Here is a 17,535-nt window from a genome sequence, read left to right as displayed (position 1 = left end):
AAGAACCTGGCAATCGGCACAATGAAGGTAATAATCATTTCAATGTCGGCTGCAAAACCATCATTAGAAAAACTTCTAACGTTAGTTTTACATAATAACAATGGATACTTCACGCGTCGGCTCGCTAGCGTACACAACGCGCTAATACATTTTTGCGGTTAGGCTTGTTGCCTTGATTTAGGGGCTTAAATTACGTTGTTACGTTCTCGTGGCTCAGCAGGCGGTCGTACTCTTCCTTGACGACCGCATAGCATTCACAGACACGCTCTTCTAGCCCAGCCCGGTCTATTACAGTGATACATCCACGACTATAGGAGATCAAACCGGATTTCTGAAGTTTACCCGCCGACTCAGACACCCCTTCGCGACGAACACCGAGCATATTGGAGATCAATTCCTGAGTCATGTTTAATGTCTTGCCAGGTAACCGATCAATGCTGAGCAGCAGCCAGCGACATAGCTGCTGATCGAGGCTGTGATGACGATTGCATACCGCCGTCTGTGCCATCTGCGTTAGCAAGGCTTGGGTGTAGCGCAGCAGCAACCGTTGCATCGGACCAGCGCGGTAGAATTCGTTTTTGAGCAAGTTACCCTTAAGACGATAAGCGTGCCCGGCACTCTGTACGACCGCTCGGTTGGGTGTAGTCTCACCGCCCATAAAGAGCGACACGCCTACAATGCCTTCATGGCCTACAACGGCAATCTCTGTTGAAGCACCGTTCTCCATTACATAAAGCAATGAAACAATGGAATCAACCGGAAAGTAGACATGGCTCATCAGCTCTCCGGACTCCCCCAGCGATTGGCCCAATGTCAGCGTCACCTTTTCGAGATCAGGCAATAGGCGATTCAGTTCTTCTTCCGGCAGTCGGCTAAGCAACGCGTTTTGTTGAAAATCACGCGGTTCAAGCATTGAATACCCCTCTCTCATTATCTCAAGCGTCATGCAGTCTTGTTTAAACTAGCACTGGGGAGCATGTGTTATAGGTATTTTTATACGGTGATGTACGCCGATTCACATACACGTAGATAAGTATAGAATATCGGGAGCACAGGACTGTATGCTAACGCACATAAAGTTTTCGGACAGGTAGAGGAGCCGTCAGTGACCGCTGGAAAGCGTTCACGCTGGGTGAATTTCTCACGCTGTGTGCGCCAACGCATGGTCATGTGGTTATTTACCCTTTAGTTTCATTCTTAGAGCTTCGATGGATTTGCCTATACAACAGGTTGTTGCACTATGCGCTGCAAGGAGCAAGCGGCGCCGCTAACGTAAGATCTTCCAGTTCGACCTCGCAAGGAACGCGCCGCTACTCTTATTAAATCCTCTTGTTTTTGCTGAGTGTTATATAGTTTCATTTTAAATTATGCGATACGTACGGTAGCGCGCAGAGCTGAAGCATGTGGCTCCCTTAATGTTGATAAACGACGGTAATTTTCTCGAACCTGACACATATATGCCTCATTGGGTCTTATGAGTTATGGTCGATCATTGATGCGCTCGGCAAGCCTTTAGCTCAGGTCTTCAAGCTTGTCGATGGGCACACACTAAAGACGGCTAGCAGCCCGGCCCAACGTGCCATGGAAGAGAACCGCGCTGTCGGGCTCGCCATGGATTGCATTCTGATTCGCCAAGATGGTAGTCAGTTAGAGATAGAGGACTCAGCAGCGCCCATCCATGATCGTAATGGCGATCTCAGGGGGCGGTGATCGTGTTTCATGATGCCTGCCATTCGCCCACCCAATCGCTAAAGCTTGCCTATCTGGCGCAGCATGATTCACTCACTGGCTTGCCCAATCGCATCCTGCTTTTAGAAAGACTTTCCCGAGCCATCGGTTTGGCGAAGCGGCATCAGCATCAGGTCGCTCTGATATATCTAGACCTTGACGACTTCAAGCCCATCAACGACTCACTTGGCCATGCAGTAGGCGACTGTCTTTTAAAGTCAGTTGCTGTTCGCCTCAGCGACTGTATCCGCGACACAGACACGATATGCCGTCAGGGGGGCGACGAGTTCGTGGTGCTATTGAGTGAAATTGAAAAGCCTCAGGATGCAGTCAGAATTGCAGAGAAAATACTTGGCGCGTTAGCCGCGCCGCATCAAATCGGTAACCATGAGTTGCGTATTACCGCCAGTATCGGGATCAGCCTCTATCCCGACCACGGAACCAATGACCGTACGTTGCTCAATAATGCTGACACGGCCATGTATCAGGCGAAAAATAGCGGTTGTAACACCTACCAACTGTTCAAGGCCGACATGAATGACACGAGAGACCAACGTACCCATATTGAGTCTCAACTTCATCAGGCCTTGAAGGAAGAGTCTCCCTTTCTAAATTTCCAACCCAGGGTAGATGTAACTACCGGTGACTGGGTTAGTGCTGAAGCGCTGGTGCGCTGCCGCAATCCAACTGTTGGCAATATGGCACCCATGGCGTTTCTACCTGTCGCGGAAACTAGCGGACTTATCGTTCCCATTGGTCACCGGGTGCTGCGTGAGGTCTGCCATCGTCTACAGGCGTGGCGAGCTGAAGGCGTCAATATCGTGCCTATCGCGGTGAATATTTCCGCCATTGAACTGCGAGATAATACATTGCCCGTTCGAATTGCCGAGATATTGGCCGAGACTGGGTTAGAAACACACTTTTTAGAATTAGAGGTAACCGAAAGCAGTCTCTTGCATAATCAAAACGACACTACTACTTCGACACTAGTGGCGTTGAGCCACTTAGGGATACGCATTGCTATCGACGACTTCGGAGCGGGCAAGGCCAGCCTGAGATACTTGAAATGTTTTCCTATCGATACGGTCAATATCGCCTCCTGTTTTGTTCAGGATATGCTTGATAAACCGGAAAATGCCATTTTCATCAACGCACTCATCAACTTTGGCCAAAATTTATCGTTGCGCATTATCGCTAAGGGCGTCGAGACCCAGGCACAGTTGGAACATCTTAAGTTACAAGCCTGCGATGGTGCTCAAGGATTTTTGTTTAGTAGGCCGCTTTTGGCAGAAGACTTTAGTACGTTACTCCGTTCTGAACGTCTGAGATGGAGAAGTGGAACATAATTAATAATCTTTTCTTCTCTGCTAATTTAAGTTAACCCCTCAATTTTTTTATTATAACGGCGTCATCAATATCTGCGCTTTTAATGAAATACTGCATAAAGGGTACCTGTTGCTGGAAAACTAAGATCAATGAAATCTCAGTTAGGAAGTATCGAGCATAGCTGGGACAGACGGTAGAGAAAGGTTAAGCGGTGTCTGGGATCCGGTTGCTAACCGTGGGGTCACCCATTTGCTGGATAACAACTGCTTAGGATAAAAAAGAAGCTGTTTGTCGCGATTAGGAACCTCTATAGATCACTAAAGTGGCAGCGAACAGCGAATACCCACGGTATATCAGTACAGCAGCAACTTTAAGGCTTCTTCAGTGAGGACTATCCAGGTACGTTTTGGCAATGCAGGTAAGTTGGGTCAAATTGTGAAAATTGCTTTAACCGATCCCAGTCAAGAATCGTCAAGCGTTTCTTTTCCAGTTTTACTAGGCCTTCGTGGCGCAGCTTTTGAAGAACGCGGTTGATATGTACCTGGGTTAGCCCCATCGACTCACTGAGTTCCGCCTGGGTCAGTGGAAATTCAATATTATCATCTTCAGCACGCCCAGCCATTCGAGTACGTATCAGCATCTCACAAAAAATATGTGCCAAGCGCGCCTCGGCTGACCGAGTTCCCATATTAACCAGCCATTCACGTAAAACAGCTTCATCTACCAGCGTTGACCAGAAAAGCGCTCGCGCCAGTCGGTGGTGGTTTTCCATGATATTGCGTATCTCATCCGCTGGAAATTTGTGCATTGTTACTGGGGTAAGCGCGCGTATTGAGTGATCCATTTCTTCAAGAATGGTGATATGCACATCACATAGATCACCTGGAATCAGGAAAGCCATGATGTGATTCTCACCATTTTCCAAAAGCTTGTAGCGACATGCCCACCCCTTTTCTATGAGATAGACGTTTTCAGGCCGCTCGCCTTCGTTAATAATAACGTCTCCTTTCTCCACAGCGATGCTTCGGGTACCCGCCGTTTCCAGCACCCTTTTTTCTTCTTTGGAGAGAGTCATGTAGTAGCTCAATTTATTGACCAATGAAGTAATCAATGTCTCTCCTCTATCTGGTAGGTGTACTTACAATTATCTCTTTTGACTCAAGGCAGTATGGCAGGCCTGAAGGGGGGAGAAAAAGGAATTTCTTACAAGATATTGGTTAGGTCGCACTGCTGAAAGTAAAAATTAACCATGAGAAAAATGTACTCCTCCAACCATAACCTTGATCAAGGTGTACATGGTTTCCTTTCATTCACATGCATCACTATTGGGACGAATCCAGCGTTTACGATTCATGGATTGCCAATCAACCGAGCAGAACTGTCGAGGCCTATTAGGATCCATTCATTGAGCCTGGTTCGAAGATAATTCGCTGCCGAACAATGTGGACTTCCCTGAGCTGAAGGCATGGTATTAAAGGCTGCAAGAGGGCGAGGATGCAGCACGCACATTACAACTACAATCACTTGAATACGTAAACGTTGAGCTGCACTTCGCATTTGCGCGCCGGTAATGGCGAACGTTATATCAGAATGGCCTGAACGTCCGTTTTGGGCGGATAACGAAGGCTCAGCCTAGGACGTCGTTTGTCCATAATGACGACCGCCCGCTTATGTGTTCTGTTGCCTGCACTGCAATGCAGCGAATACAGATGCAGTACAGAAATGAGTAATCAGCCGTTAACAGCTGCCGTTAGGCCACCAAATGAGAACGAAATGTTCTATCGGTAATGTGGGTATGAGACTGTGAAGGCGAATATTTCATCAATCATGTTCTGTTAGGTCAGTAAAGTTTAAAGACATAAACCACGTAAGTGATTTTTTGGTGTTGGGTTTTAACTTTAATTAAACTAATACCTTTTTATTAAATAAAGCATTGCTTACTTAGTTAATATGTATCAATCTTGTGCTCTGACAGCAGACATCTGCTCGAAAACATTAACTCGCTCAGGATGGGCGGCCACAAGCCAGCACTGTCAGATAAATATATGCCCCTTAGATGGGGCGTTTTTATTTTTGGTGTTTGAGATCGCTTACACATACAGAAGGCAATGCCCAGCCTATACCGGCAATAGTAGATATTACGATCACAAGGTGACGCCAGGAATGCCCATTTAGCATGACAATCGCCACACCCGCGGTTGGTATTTTAAAATGGAAGGGAGCTTAAAGCGTCAAGGGTGGGGCACTCTCCATAAAACGCTTTCCAGTAGCGATTTAAAATTAGCGCTATCTATTCTCCTCTCTGGAGTCCATCCTTGTTGTTGATATTTAATGTCGAAAGACGTGCAGGCAAAATGTTGCATTCGGCTTCATAGCTGCAAATTATGGAGCCCTCTATGAAAACCATTCTCCTCACGCCTAACCTCCTTATGACCCGTAAGTTAGAAAGTATCTTTCTTCTCACCGATAAGGAGAAAGAGGCAATAAGTAACTTACCGATTAAAACAATGGCCCTTCGTTCAGGACAAGACATATCAAAAGTAAGCGATCAGCCTACTAAATGCTGCCTTATTATTGAGGGGTTTACGTGTTCTTATAAGCTGACTGCTGAAGGAAAACGTCAAATAATGTCGCTTTTTATACCGGGCGATATCCCTGATTTGCAAAGCTTGCATTTGCCGTATTTGGATATGAATATTGCCTCGATTACTCCTTGCCTGCTTGGCTTTATTGAACACGATGATATGCACAACATCTGTGAGCATAATCCACGACTTTACGCCGCTTTCTGGCGTGAGACCTTGGTATGCGCCTCTATCACACGGGAGTGGCTGTTAAACACTGGGCAACGCCAAGGGTACAGTCGCATTGCCCACCTTCTCTGCGAGCTGATGGTACGACTTAAGGCGGTAGGGTTGGCTAAAGAGGCAACGTTCGTTATGCCCGTTACCCAGGCGGAGTTAGGGGATTCGACAGGCCTGACGCCTATCCATGTGAATAGGGTGCTCCAGGCGCTTCGTGCAGATGGGTTAATTCACAGTAATAAAAATCAGATAACCGTACCTGATTGGGAAAAGTTAAAGGAAGCGGGAGAGTTCGACTCTCTTTATCTGTACTTAGTGGAAGAACCACACTAGGCCCAGGGACTTATGCGCCGTCATGGCGAATCAGTTTTCATCGCTTCCAGACGGCAGGGCAACACCCATTAAGCTACCCATCTCCGCTTGAACCACGTTATTCAGTGCCCAACCCGCTAACTTCTGTCTCTACCTGCCCACGTCGCTGCATCCAGCGCATCACGATCCAGCACAGCGCTGCCCAGCTTGCCCCAGCCGTCCAGCCGGCAAGCACATCGGTCGGTCAATGCACTCCGAGATAGACGCGGCTTATGCCTACCAGCAGGGGCAGTAATATCGCCAGAATCAAAAGGTATGCCTTCAGCCTCAGCGCGGGCTGCACGCGGGTGAGTAGCGCGGCCAGGGTGAGGTAGGTCACGGCAGACATCATTGAGTGGCCGCTGGGAAAGCTCGCGGTGTAGACCATGGCTTCATGCGGCACGAGGTCCGGACGAGGGCGATCAAAACCCATTCACCTTCGATACGATCAATGCGAATAACAACTGGGCCATCCTCAGCTGGGTCCTCGCTAAACAGCAGCCAGCTCTTGGCATCGAGCTCCTTGCCAACTTAAGGCTCTTTCACCTGAAAGTGGCCATTTGAAGAATGAACCGCAGCAATAACGACGATACCCGAGGGAGTCCAAATCCACTGGAGAGGCTCAGGCAATTAGCATTATTGAACTGTTCTGTCATGTAGCCACTTTTCGAATACCAAAGGCAATAGTGGTTTAGCGATAAAATATCCCTGGGCTTCGTCGCAGCCTAGTTCCATGAGGCGGCGGTAGGAGATATCGTTTTCTATTCCTTCGGCTACCACTCGGTAGCCTAGGTCATGGGCCATTGAAATCATGGAATTAACCAGCGTCTCGGTGCGCGCGTCCTGACCAAGCTCGGTGATAAAGCGGCGGTCTATTTTTACGGTGTGGGCAGGAATCTCATGCAGATAGGAGAGACTGCTATAGCCGGTACCAAAATCGTCAATAGCGATTCGCAATCCTGCCGCTATTAATGCCTTAAGCTGGTTGGCCGCTACCTGTCCCTGTCCAATCAGAGCGCTTTCGGTAAGTTCTACTTCTATAGCGGTACTCGGAAGTGACATGCGCGCCATTTCATCCAAAAGCCGAACGGCAAAATCCTCCTCCTCAAGGTTGGTCGCTGATACATTGATCGAAATCTGGAGTGTTTCTCCTTGTTGATGCCAAGCCTTCGCCTGACGAATGGCGTGACGCAACACCCACTGCGTTAATGGTTTTGCCATGGGGGTATTTTCGATCAGTGGAATAAACTCGCCAGGCGATACCTCTCCCAAGGTTGGGTGATGCCACCGCAACAGGGCTTCCGCTCCTAAACACTCGCCGCTGCCAAGGGAGACACGTGGTTGGAAAACCAGGTAAAGCTCATCCTCATTTTCTAGTGCCCGGCCGATGTCGCCCAGCAGGGTAAAGCGCCGTTGATAATGGGCATCCAAGGCCAATGAAAAGAGCCCGGCAACTTCTCCAGCCTGGCGAGCATCCAGGCAAGCGGCATGAGCGGTTCGCAAGACATCCGCGGCTTTAACTTCGCCCAGACAAAAGGGAGCGATGCCCGTGATGGGGTGTATCAATACTGGAACGTCGCGGGTGGATTCGAGTGCGAGCAGCGCTTGGCGTAAACGAATAGCCTCTTCCAGCAGATCAGCATCACTCGCTTGGTTCACCAGATGCACGAATTGACATCCGCCCAGGTAATAGAGCGTTGATGCTGAACCGATGGTCTGTTGAAGGCAACGAGCGGCAATCCGTGCCAGCTCATCAAGAAAAGCGGGGCCCATGTTACGGTGAAGCGTACTTAATTCATTGGCATCGACCACCTCGGTAAATAACGCAACCCTTCGTCCGTTCGGTGCATCTCGCTCCATGTCTTGCAGGTCTTCGGCAAACTGATGACGGTTGGAAAGGCCCGTCATCGGGTCGATTCGGCCGAAAGCATGCTGCAATTCAATCTGTGCCATTACCATGGCAGCCAGATCGTAGAGCGTCGCTTGCTCTTGCTCAGACACCTCACGTGGTTGAGTGCCCAGAACGCACATCGCGCCCAAGGTATGGCCCTCTCGCGTCACTAGCGGTGCACCCGCGTAGAAACGAATGCCTGAGTTTGCTAAATAGCTATTCCGGTAGCAGTCCGAGGCGAGAAGATCCGGGATGATAAGGATTTTAGAGGAGTTACAGACATCTGCGCAGGGCGCTGTTTCACGGGGTATCTCCCAATGATCAACGCCTACCCTAGACTTAAACCACTGACGGTTTGCATCTGTAAGCGACACGGCTGCGATTGGCAAACCGAAAAGCTGACTGGCCATCCTTGTGATCCGGTCAAAGCTTTCACTGGGAGAGGTATCCAGCAGATTTAACTGTCGGAGTGCGAACAAACGATCCTGTTCTTGGGTATTCATTATGCGTTGCACTACCCTGTGGAGAATATTGATCCTTGAGTAATGATTATACTAATCAAATGTGAATGTCATTGTTTGATAAAATACACTTTTTTAAGCTTTTTACATTAGGGCCATTAATGGTTACGAGATCGTCAGGTGCAGAATTTACCCCATGAGCTGGATCAGAAGATATCCTGGCTTCGGAAGTGACATCTTCACTGCCGGTCTCATTTGGCTTTTGCCCCGAGCTCATGCAACTTGAAGAACCACTCATTGCGTTTCTGCTCGTTCATTGTCTCCACGCTACCGATCAGTGTCTCACGTACCGGCGAGAAGCCGACAAAGCCGAGGATATTGCGCTCCAGCGATTTGACGCTGTGAGCCCGGTAGAGATGACGATAGATCACTGCTGGCATGCCCATGGTCACCACTAGCCGTGCCGAGCGTCCGGTCAGTCCCTTTTTTCCCAGCGGGTTGCCTTTCACGTACTCGAAGGCGAAGCCTGGGCGCAGCACTTGTTCCAAGAACGCTTTGACCAGAGCCGGCATGTCGCCAAGCCACAGTGGAAAGATCAGTACTAGGTGCTGGCACCAGTCGATGGATTTCTGCGCCGCCGTCAGTGAAGCGGGCAGAGGGGTCGTTTGCCACTCCTGCTGGCTGCGTAGCAGCGGGAATTCCAGGGAGGCGAGGTCGGTCAGGCGTATCTCATGGCCGTTAGCCTGGGCACCTTTGCAGTAGTGATCTGCAAGAGAATGGCAAAGGTGCGCCTTGCTGGCATCGGGGTGGCCCTGCAGGATCAGAATTCGCTGGCTCATGTGGGTGGGTTCTCGCTGCAAGCAGAGTGATAAGAGGTTGCATTCAGTATAGGCACAAGGAGAGAGATTCAGGTGTATTCGATTGCATGTGTCGTTCTTGCCGAACAGCGTAAGAGGGTGCCTTTGTTAGGCGGTTCTTAATCAGACTTTTGCTGCTTATCTGGACACAGTTATTTAATAAGGGATGCTAGATGGGTTTAGGTGTGTAAGCACAAGTACTAAAAGATTACTGTTGGCCGAATTTACAAACTTCTTCCAACTTAATGTCTAGAGTAACGTTAAGGCCCTCTTCCGTGAGGCCTATTCAGGTACGTTCTGGCAATGCAGGTAAGTCGGGTCAAATTGCGAAAATTGCTTTAACCGATCCCAGTCTAGGATCGTCAAGCGTTTCTTTTCCAGTTTCACTAGGCCTTCGTGGCGCAGCTTTTGAAGAACGCGGTTGATATGTACCTGGGTTAGCCCCATCGACTCACTGAGTTCCGCCTGGGTCAGTGGAAATTCAATATTATCATCTTCAGCACGCCCAGCCATTCGAGTGCGTATCAGCATCTCACAAAAAATATGTGCCAAGCGCGCCTCGGCCGGCCGAGTTCCCATATTAACCAGCCATTCACGTAAAACGGCTTCATCCACCAGCGTTGACCAGAAAAGCGCTCGCGCCAGTCGGTGGTGGTTTTCCATTATATTACGTATCTCAACCGCTGGAAATTTGTGCATTGTCACTGGGGTAAGCGCGCGTATTGAGTGATCCATTTCTTCGAGAATGGTGATATGCACATCACATAGATCGCCCGGAATCAGGAAGGCCATAATGTGATTATCGCCATTTTCCAAAAGCTTGTAGCGACATGCCCACCCCTTTTCTATGAGATAGACGTTTTCAGGCCGCTCGCCTTCCTTAATGATAACGTCTCCTTTCTGCACAGCGATGCTTCGGGTGCCCGCCGTTTCCATTACCTGTATTTCCTCTTTGGAGAGAGTCATGTAGTAGCTTAATTTGTTAACCAATGAAGTAATCAATGTCTCTCTCCTCTATCTAGTGAGTGTACTTACAGTTATTTCTTATATATAGCTCAAGGCAGTATGGCAGGCATTAAGAGAAGAAAAAGAGGGATTTCCTGCACAATATTGGTTAGTGCGCACTGCTGAAAGTAAAAATTAACCATGAGAGAAATGTACTCTTCCAGCCGTAACCTTGGTACAGGCGTACATGAGCCCTTGCTATTCGGCTTCTCTAATTCGTTGATAAAGCTGCGGTCAATCTTCATGGTTTGTATAGGCAGGTGTTGCAGTCGACTCAATGAGGCGTTGAACCTAAAGAAATTTAAAGAAAAGTCGATGCCATAAATATCCTTGGAAAAATTAGGTTTTCTCGGGACGGGGTTAGGTAAAAAAATAACGTGCATAAAATGGGAAAAAAATGAGAAACGTGACATTAAAAACCTTACTGACCACGCTATTGCTAATGATGGTCAGTATGACAGCGATTATCGGCGCGGTGTCTATTCTCGGCGGGTTAGCTTCTAAAAGTAATATCAATGAGCTGGCTGAAATCAGCGTCGAACAAGCCAACACCGCAAACCGCATGGATTCCAACCTTCTGGAGTTGCGGCTGCGTATGTTGCGTTATGAGGAGTTTTCGCGGCTTGGCGATGATGAGATGGCAGCAACCGCGCTCAATCAAACGCAAGAAAGCCTGGATCGTAGCATGGTCAGGTTTGAAGAGTTTCGTGATATCAATGTTGATGCCTCACAGCGTCGTTTTTCCTACTTCAAGGCCGTGATTGACGGCTTTGAAAAGCTCGTCACCCCTGGGCTGATCGATGTCATCGAAGTTGGTGATGTCGAGACCATGCGCCAGGAGCGCCAACGGCTCAACGCACTCGGTGCGGAATTTTCGGGCAGTGTGCGTGCATTTGCAGGTTACGCTGCGGAGCGCGCTGCCGAAATGCAGGCGGATGCGGCGAGTAACGTTCAGCAAACCATTGTCCTGACTGCAGTGCTCTTGCTGGTGGCTATTCTGCTGACCATTGGTGCTTATGTCGGCATTCAGAAACTACTCGTGGCGCCACTGCGTCATGCTGGCAAGATCTGCGCACAAATTGCCAAAGGGGATCTCACCAATCAATTCGAGGTACGCGGCCAGAACGAGATCAGCAGCCTGAACCAGGCGCTTCAGGAGATGCAAGCCCGCCTCGTCGATATCATCGGCTTGTTGCGTCAGAGCGGGGACCAAGTGGCGCTCAGTTCCCGTGAGATAGCGGCGGGTAGCGAGGACCTGGCGACTCGTACCGAAGAGCAGGCCTCTGCGTTGCAGGAAACGGCAACCAGCATGGAGCAGATTAACTCAACTGTTCGCCAGACCAGTGATTCCGCTACCTCGGCCAACCAACTCAGTGAAGAGGCGGTCGGTAAAGCGAAGGAGTCTCGTGAAGCCGTTACCCGCACCTCCCAGTTGATGGAAACCATGCAAGCCAGTTCACGACGAGTGCAGGACATCATCGGCACTATCGAAGAGATCGCCTTCCAGACCAATATCCTGGCCCTGAATGCATCAGTCGAGGCTGCCCGAGCCGGTGAGCATGGCCGCGGCTTCGCTGTGGTAGCAGGAGAGGTGCGCAAGCTCGCAGGCAATTCTGCCGAAGCCTCCAAGGAGATTCGTACCATTATTTTGGAAATCACTCAAAATATTACCGCCGGAGCCGAGCAGTCGGGCCAGACTCAAGAGGAAATGGACGCCACTATGCAGGCCATTCAGAAGGTCACGACTATGATGCAGACGATCCAGGATGCCGTGCAAGAGCAGGAGAGTGGTATCAGCCAAGTATCGATAGCGGTCAATCAGATGGACAGTGCAACCCAGCAAAACGTCTCTCTGGTCGAGCAGACCAGTACCGCGGCGGCATCACTGCAAGACGAGGCCGTCCGCCTGTCAGATCTTGTTGGCACCTTCCAACTCAGAGAAGGCGCTGCATCGTCGACTCCGTCGCTGCCTCAAAAACAGCTGAGTGCAGAGGTACCCACCGCGGCAAGCTAATGACAATCTAAAGCGGGCCAGCAGGCTCATATAACGAAAACCATTAAAGGCTCAACATCAGGGTGGTCCCACAGGATAATCACCTTGATGTTGCCGTTATGCGTTGTCTGTCATCTGTGCTTTTTGCGTGAGCCATGTGATGAGGCTTTCCAGTGGCATCGGTTTGGCAAACAGGTAGCCTTGGAAAACCTCGCAGCCTAGCGACATCAAGTAGTCGTGCTGTTCTACCGTTTCGATACCTTCGGCAACCACCCTCAGGTCAAGCTCCAGCGCCAAGGTGATAACGCCCTGGCAGATAGCGGCGTTCTTGTCACTCTTGGCAGCATCCTGCACGAAGCTGCGGTCGATCTTGATCTTGTCGATGGGTAGGTCGCGCAGGTAACTCAAGCTGGAAAAACCAGTGCCGAAGTCGTCGATGGCGGTACTGACCCCCATGCCGCTTAGGGCGTGGAGGATATCGATGGCGCCGTCGGCATCACGCATCAGGATGCCTTCGGTCAGTTCCAGCTCCAGATGCTCAGGTGCAAGGTGCGTCTCGTTCAGTACGTTGCGCAACGTGCTGAGGAAGTTGGGGCGGTGAAACTGGAGGGGCGACAGGTTGACCGCCATGCGTCCTTTTAATAAGCCTTGTGCCACCAGCTGTTGGGCGTCTTTACAGGCCTGCCGCATCACCCAGCGGCTTAGCGGAATGATCTGACCGGTCTCCTCCGCAATGGGAATAAACGTCGCTGGCGAGATAAAGCCTTTGGTCGGGTGGTACCAGCGAACCAACGCTTCCAGTCCGTCGACATCCCCTTCTCGGTTAATCAGGGGCTGGTAATGCAGATTGAGATGGCCGTGCTCGATGGCTTCCTGTAGCTCGCTGCGCAGGGTAACGCGCTGACTGAGCTTTCTGTCGAGATCATCCGTATACACCTCGTAGGTATTACGGCCTTGCTGCTTGGCTTTGTACATGGCCATGTCCGCGTGCTGAAGCAGACGCTCGGGTTCATCAATCCCGCCGCGATTTACGGCGATACCAATGCTGGCCGATACGTGGAGCTCGTGGCCGCTGACCCGGTGGGGTTTATTGAGTGCATCCAACAGCCGGCCAGCCACTTCTTCGGCTTCATCGGGGTGACTCAAGTCGGGCAGCAGCAGCACGAACTCATCGCCACCCAAACGGGCGAGGGTATCACTGGCCCGCAACCCCTGCTGCAGCTTCTCTGCTACGCTGATCAAGAGCTGATCACCAACATTGTGACCAAGCGTATCGTTGATAGGTTTGAACTCATCCAGATCAACGAACAGCACGGCCAACGTTTGGCCATTGCGAGCCGCCAATTCGACGTCATGGACCAAATGATCACTGAATAGCGCTCGATTACCAAGGCCGGTCAAGACGTCGTGGGTAGCCTGATAAGCCAGCTGACTCTCCTGCTCCTTACGCTCGGAGATATCATTGATGATGCAGATGAAGTGGCTAACCTGTTGATTGGCATCCTTCACCGGCGACAGAAGCAGTTGGTTCCAAAAGGGGGAGCCATCGCGACGATAAGTGCGCACAGTGGTGGATAGGCTAGTGCCTTGCTGGATCGCTGCTTGGATCTGCTCGGTGTCCGCAGTATCCGTTTCAGCGCCGCTGAGGAGTAGCGGTGCGTGGCCGATCACCTCTTGCTCTAGGTAGCCGGTGATATGCGTGAACGCGGGGTTCACATAAACCACCTGTTTCTCATCCGTACGAACGTCAATGATCATGGCGCCGTTGCCGCTCGCCTCAAGGCTTCGCTCCAAAATGAGCAGCCGCTCCTCGGCGGCAACGCGATCGGTGATGTCCTTGGCAATACCGAAAACGCCGCTGACCTCGCCCTCGACCACGATGGGCACCATCGTTACTTCCAAATCTTGAGAAGCCCCTTCGCGTATCAAGCGCATGGTATAGCTGCTAGGGAGTCCGTTGATGGCGCGATTGAAAGCGGTCTCCGTACGCTCTACATCCTGCTTGGAACACGCTGGTTCACAGACGACTGAGCGGAAGTGTTTTCCCAATAAGTCGCTTTCCGAGAGCCCCACGATGGCTTCCGTCACCGGATTGAGGCTTTCGTAGGTGCCGTCACGGTTATAGGCAAATACCGCATCTGGGTTCTGGGTGAACAGTGAACGAAAACGCTGCTCATTGAGCTGCAACGTGGCGGCCTGTTGATCGCGGAAGGCGCTTAGGGCACGGCTGATAATCAACTGATAAGAAAACACCAACCCCAGCAGGCCAAAGATCACCGGCAAAGCGCCGGGCAGGCTGCTCAGTGACAGCGGTCCATCCAGTGCTGTAATCGTGAAGGTTGGCCCGCCGGGCAGCGCGTCACCTCGTGAGAGTCAAACGCCCTCGGGATAAGCGCTCCGTGCCAATCATTGGCAGACAGCGTGCCCCACGTTTGGTCGTTTGAGGTATAAGTGATGATGAAGCCACTTGTGTCCAGGTGACGCTGCAACTGGATGATCTCGGCTAAGTCGATGGCAGCCAGCATGGTGGTCTGTCCCCGATCGAGCGTCACCGCTAGTAAACCGTGGCTGCTGCGTTCGGGATCAGGAAAATGCCAGCTGATACGCTGATGAAGTTCATTTTGTAGACGTAGCCAGCCCAGTGTCGCGGGGCCGGTCAGCTGATCCATCATCCATAGTAGGTTTGCGGGTTCGCGGCCCACTCGCCATCGTATTTGGGCGTCATCGGCTAAGTGAACGATGGCCAGCAAGCTTGGCTCGTCACGCATAAAGGTTCGCATCTCTACTTCTTGGAGCTCGCGAACGACGTTACGACCCTCGCCTCTTAACGCCATCCAGCGCTCTGTTAGGCGCTCAACCTGTTTTACTTTTGACTCAATTCGCTGCTCCATGCCATCGGCGACATTGTTTACAAGCGTATCGGCAGCGGTGAGGCGGGCGTTGTACTGTACCCAGCTGCTGGCCAGCCAGATCATGATACTGACCGTGACGCCTAACACACCGACGATAATGGCAGAGCGGGGCAGGGGCAGCGTCGGATAGGTGCGCTGATGGGCAATAATCAATAGAGCTGCACCCAGCAGGAGGCAGAATAAGCTACCCATGGAGGTGAGGCCTGCCACCGAGTCGGGTGGCGTCTGGGTGATCAGTGGGTAAGCCAACGTAGTAACGCCGATGATGATCGATGCCCAGCCGATCAAACGATAACCGCGCCGGGTGCCCCCTGATGTTGGAGAAAAGAAACAACTCGTTCCCATAATCACTACCAGCAACGCAGGTACCGTGTCCAGGCGTGGCTGCCCGGTGAGCCATGAAAGCCCGTCGTCCGTTCCCGGTGCGAGAAGATCGTGGCCAAGGCTATAACCACCCAATGCGAGCATCAGGCCGCCAGCTAAACGTCGCCAGCGTGGCTGGTGGCTCAGCAGGGCCAGTAGGCCGACGCTTACCACCAGCACGGCAAGGGTGCCGTCAGGGCTCAAACGCCACTGTGGGGGTAGTGGAAGGTGTGCAACGCGGTCTAGCAGCAGGCTGCTGACACTGATCAGCAAGCTGCTAGTGAGCAGAATCAAAAGCCAAGCCTGCATGGCGAGACGACGGTTACTCTGAGCCATCTGCTGTTGTTGTCCTTGGGCTATGGTGGGAGGGTAAAGCTTTGCCCCAATGGGAGGAGACGCTGGGAGGGCCTTACAGGCGGTCTTTTTGTCGGCGGTGACCAAAAATATTGCGCTGTTATACAGGAGTAAGTCTAGTGCGCAATGAGCGATAAGTATTATAAATAGGATGTTATTAACGAGCGCTGGTATTCATGTAAACAAATGTTTCAGTTAGAGGTTGAGGTGTTTTGTGCCAGATAGCCCATTCCCTATGCCACCGTCCCTGCTACTTTTACTAGCCGACGCCATCCTCATACTTCATGTGTTGTTTGTGACCTTCGTGGTACTCGGCTTATTCGCAGTATACGCGGGCTATTTTCTGAACTGGCAGTGGGTGCGCAATCGCATTTTCCGCATCGTGCATTTGTGCGCGATTGGCTATGTGGTCGTTCAAGCCTGGTTAGGTGTTGTTTGTCCGTTAACCACCTGGGAAATGGCGCTTAGAGCAGAGGTGGGCGCTGGCAACTATTCGGGGTCATTTATTCAGCACTGGCTGCATAGCTTGCTCTATTTCACGTTACCGGCGTGGGTGTTTGTGGTGGTTTATTCGCTATTCGGCAGCTTGGTGTTGGCCAGTTGGCTGGTGGTGAAGCCGCATAAGCGTGTTCGCTAACTCACTCCAGTTGACTGTTCCGGTTAGTGGAGTAGCTTTGCTTAGTGAACCCGAAAGAAATCACCGCGTTACTCAGGGAGTGTGGGGCTTTGCCATTACAAAAAAAGCGGAACCAGGTGCATTGGTTAACGGGCCAATTTTGCGACGCTGACAGTGAGTCGATGTATCGCAAGTCTATCCAGGAAAGCGTTAGGTTAGAGTTCAGCCTTTCTCTGAGTGTTGCCACCTTAGTCTTTGGTATGTTTGCGATTTCGGATTACTACTTGCTCGGTCTCACCCGAAAGTTTTACCTGCTCCTTACCATGCGCATTGTAGTGGTAAGCCTTTGCCTGCTTGTGGCCTTCATTGTCAGGTACGGGAGAGGGCGCTTTTATCGAGCTTGGTTGCACGCCTTGCCATTGTGGATATTAGCAACGGGTATCATTTTGATTATTCCCTTGCGCCCCGAAAGTCTCTCCACTCAAATCACCGCGGTGGTAGTCGCCACTATGGCGTTCTATCTTCTAATTCCCAGCCTGCTAACCGTGGTGGTTTTTGCCAGCCTCTACTTAAATATTGGCTTTTTAGTCGCTGCTGTTCTGTTTACGGAGATTGCCCCGATAACGGCGCTTCGCATCGCACTTTTGTTGATCATGGGAATCGTGGTGGGGTTCTTTGCCTTGCTGCGTTTGGAGAGTCTGCAGCGTAAGCAGTATGCGTTGCTTCACGAAGAGCGTGATCAAAATCACCAGTTGCACAACGAAATTGCGCACCGAAAAGCACTGGAAGAGCAACTGCGGATAGTCGCTGAGCGGGATGCGTTGACAAATCTCAATAATCGCGGCCATTTTATGAAATTGGCCCATGAGCTGTT

Annotated in this window: 12 protein-coding genes and 1 pseudogene; 5 read left to right on the top strand and 8 right to left on the bottom strand. The window is 50.9% G+C overall.

Annotation, left to right across the window (positions count from 1 at the left end):
- Positions 1–190: 190 nt before the first annotated feature.
- Entirely contained in the window at positions 191–913 is a 723-nt protein-coding gene (locus CXF87_RS10040; RefSeq protein ID WP_008956712.1) for a Crp/Fnr family transcriptional regulator, read from the bottom strand.
- A 799-nt stretch (positions 914–1,712) separates the two neighbouring features.
- Between CXF87_RS10040 and CXF87_RS10035 the strand changes: the two genes are divergently transcribed.
- Positions 1,713–3,074, top strand: coding sequence for a putative bifunctional diguanylate cyclase/phosphodiesterase (locus tag CXF87_RS10035; protein ID WP_198556041.1), 1,362 nt, complete (start codon positions 1,713–1,715; stop codon positions 3,072–3,074).
- Between the two features lie 371 nt (positions 3,075–3,445).
- Here the strand turns inward: CXF87_RS10035 and CXF87_RS10030 are convergent, their stop codons facing one another.
- Complete coding sequence (locus tag CXF87_RS10030) at positions 3,446–4,165, bottom strand: Crp/Fnr family transcriptional regulator (protein WP_232774876.1); 720 nt, start codon at positions 4,163–4,165, stop codon at positions 3,446–3,448.
- A gap of 1,285 nt (positions 4,166–5,450) precedes the next feature.
- On the opposite strand from CXF87_RS10030, the gene CXF87_RS10025 reads away from it, so the two are divergent.
- A complete protein-coding gene (locus CXF87_RS10025; RefSeq protein ID WP_008956709.1) occupies positions 5,451–6,191 on the top strand; it encodes a Crp/Fnr family transcriptional regulator in 741 nt (246 codons plus the stop codon).
- A 223-nt stretch (positions 6,192–6,414) separates the two neighbouring features.
- Here CXF87_RS10025 and CXF87_RS21970 read toward each other — a convergent pair whose 3' ends face one another.
- From CXF87_RS21970 to CXF87_RS10005, 4 genes are all read right to left on the bottom strand, one after another.
- A complete protein-coding gene (locus tag CXF87_RS21970; RefSeq protein WP_232774875.1) occupies positions 6,415–6,642 on the bottom strand; it encodes a phosphatase PAP2 family protein in 228 nt (75 codons plus the stop codon).
- Positions 6,643–6,845: 203 nt separating this feature from the next.
- Positions 6,846–8,603 carry a sensor domain-containing phosphodiesterase gene (locus CXF87_RS10015; RefSeq protein WP_101146538.1) on the bottom strand — a complete coding sequence of 586 codons (1,758 nt, stop codon included), beginning with the start codon at positions 8,601–8,603 and terminating at the stop codon, positions 6,846–6,848.
- A gap of 209 nt (positions 8,604–8,812) precedes the next feature.
- Positions 8,813–9,400 carry an NAD(P)H-dependent oxidoreductase gene (locus CXF87_RS10010; RefSeq protein WP_101146537.1) on the bottom strand — a complete coding sequence of 196 codons (588 nt, stop codon included), beginning with the start codon at positions 9,398–9,400 and terminating at the stop codon, positions 8,813–8,815.
- A 300-nt stretch (positions 9,401–9,700) separates the two neighbouring features.
- The gene (locus CXF87_RS10005; protein WP_232774874.1) at positions 9,701–10,420 is read right to left on the bottom strand and encodes a Crp/Fnr family transcriptional regulator; all 720 of its coding nucleotides are present in this window, start codon (positions 10,418–10,420) and stop codon (positions 9,701–9,703) included.
- A 409-nt stretch (positions 10,421–10,829) separates the two neighbouring features.
- Here CXF87_RS10005 and CXF87_RS09995 point away from each other — a divergent pair, with 409 nt between their 5' ends.
- A complete protein-coding gene (locus CXF87_RS09995; protein ID WP_198556040.1) occupies positions 10,830–12,437 on the top strand; it encodes a methyl-accepting chemotaxis protein in 1,608 nt (535 codons plus the stop codon).
- Between the two features lie 96 nt (positions 12,438–12,533).
- On the opposite strand, the gene CXF87_RS09990 is transcribed toward CXF87_RS09995, so the two are convergent.
- Positions 12,534–14,693, bottom strand: coding sequence for a sensor domain-containing protein (locus CXF87_RS09990; RefSeq protein ID WP_157826493.1), 2,160 nt, complete (start codon positions 14,691–14,693; stop codon positions 12,534–12,536).
- Between the two features lie 23 nt (positions 14,694–14,716).
- Positions 14,717–16,027, bottom strand: coding sequence for a hypothetical protein (locus CXF87_RS09985; RefSeq protein WP_101146532.1), 1,311 nt, complete (start codon positions 16,025–16,027; stop codon positions 14,717–14,719).
- Positions 16,028–16,280: 253 nt separating this feature from the next.
- Here CXF87_RS09985 and CXF87_RS09980 point away from each other — a divergent pair, with 253 nt between their 5' ends.
- Positions 16,281–16,682, top strand: coding sequence for a DUF2784 domain-containing protein (locus CXF87_RS09980; protein WP_101146531.1), 402 nt, complete (start codon positions 16,281–16,283; stop codon positions 16,680–16,682).
- Between the two features lie 89 nt (positions 16,683–16,771).
- Positions 16,772–17,535, top strand: a pseudogene (locus CXF87_RS09975) (YhcB family protein); the annotation flags it as partial.

It is taken from the genome of Halomonas sp. MES3-P3E, assembly GCF_002836035.1.
GTDB lineage: Bacteria > Pseudomonadota > Gammaproteobacteria > Pseudomonadales > Halomonadaceae > Vreelandella > Vreelandella arctica.
Note: the sequence above shows the minus strand (reverse complement) of the source record. Positions and strands in the feature narration are given on the sequence as shown.

Bases quoted from the DNA above. Each gene is read 5' to 3' on its own strand.
- CXF87_RS10040 (WP_008956712.1), bottom strand. From the start codon at position 913: ATGCTTGAACCGCGTGATTTTCAACAAAACGCGTTGCTTAGCCGACTG.
- CXF87_RS10025 (WP_008956709.1), top strand. From the start codon at position 5,451: ATGAAAACCATTCTCCTCACGCCTAACCTCCTTATGACCCGTAAGTTA.
- CXF87_RS21970 (WP_232774875.1), bottom strand. From the start codon at position 6,642: ATGGGTTTTGATCGCCCTCGTCCGGACCTCGTGCCGCATGAAGCCATG.
- CXF87_RS10015 (WP_101146538.1), bottom strand. From the start codon at position 8,603: ATGAATACCCAAGAACAGGATCGTTTGTTCGCACTCCGACAGTTAAAT.
- CXF87_RS10010 (WP_101146537.1), bottom strand. From the start codon at position 9,400: ATGAGCCAGCGAATTCTGATCCTGCAGGGCCACCCCGATGCCAGCAAG.
- CXF87_RS09985 (WP_101146532.1), bottom strand. From the start codon at position 16,027: ATGGCTCAGAGTAACCGTCGTCTCGCCATGCAGGCTTGGCTTTTGATT.
- CXF87_RS09980 (WP_101146531.1), top strand. From the start codon at position 16,281: ATGCCACCGTCCCTGCTACTTTTACTAGCCGACGCCATCCTCATACTT.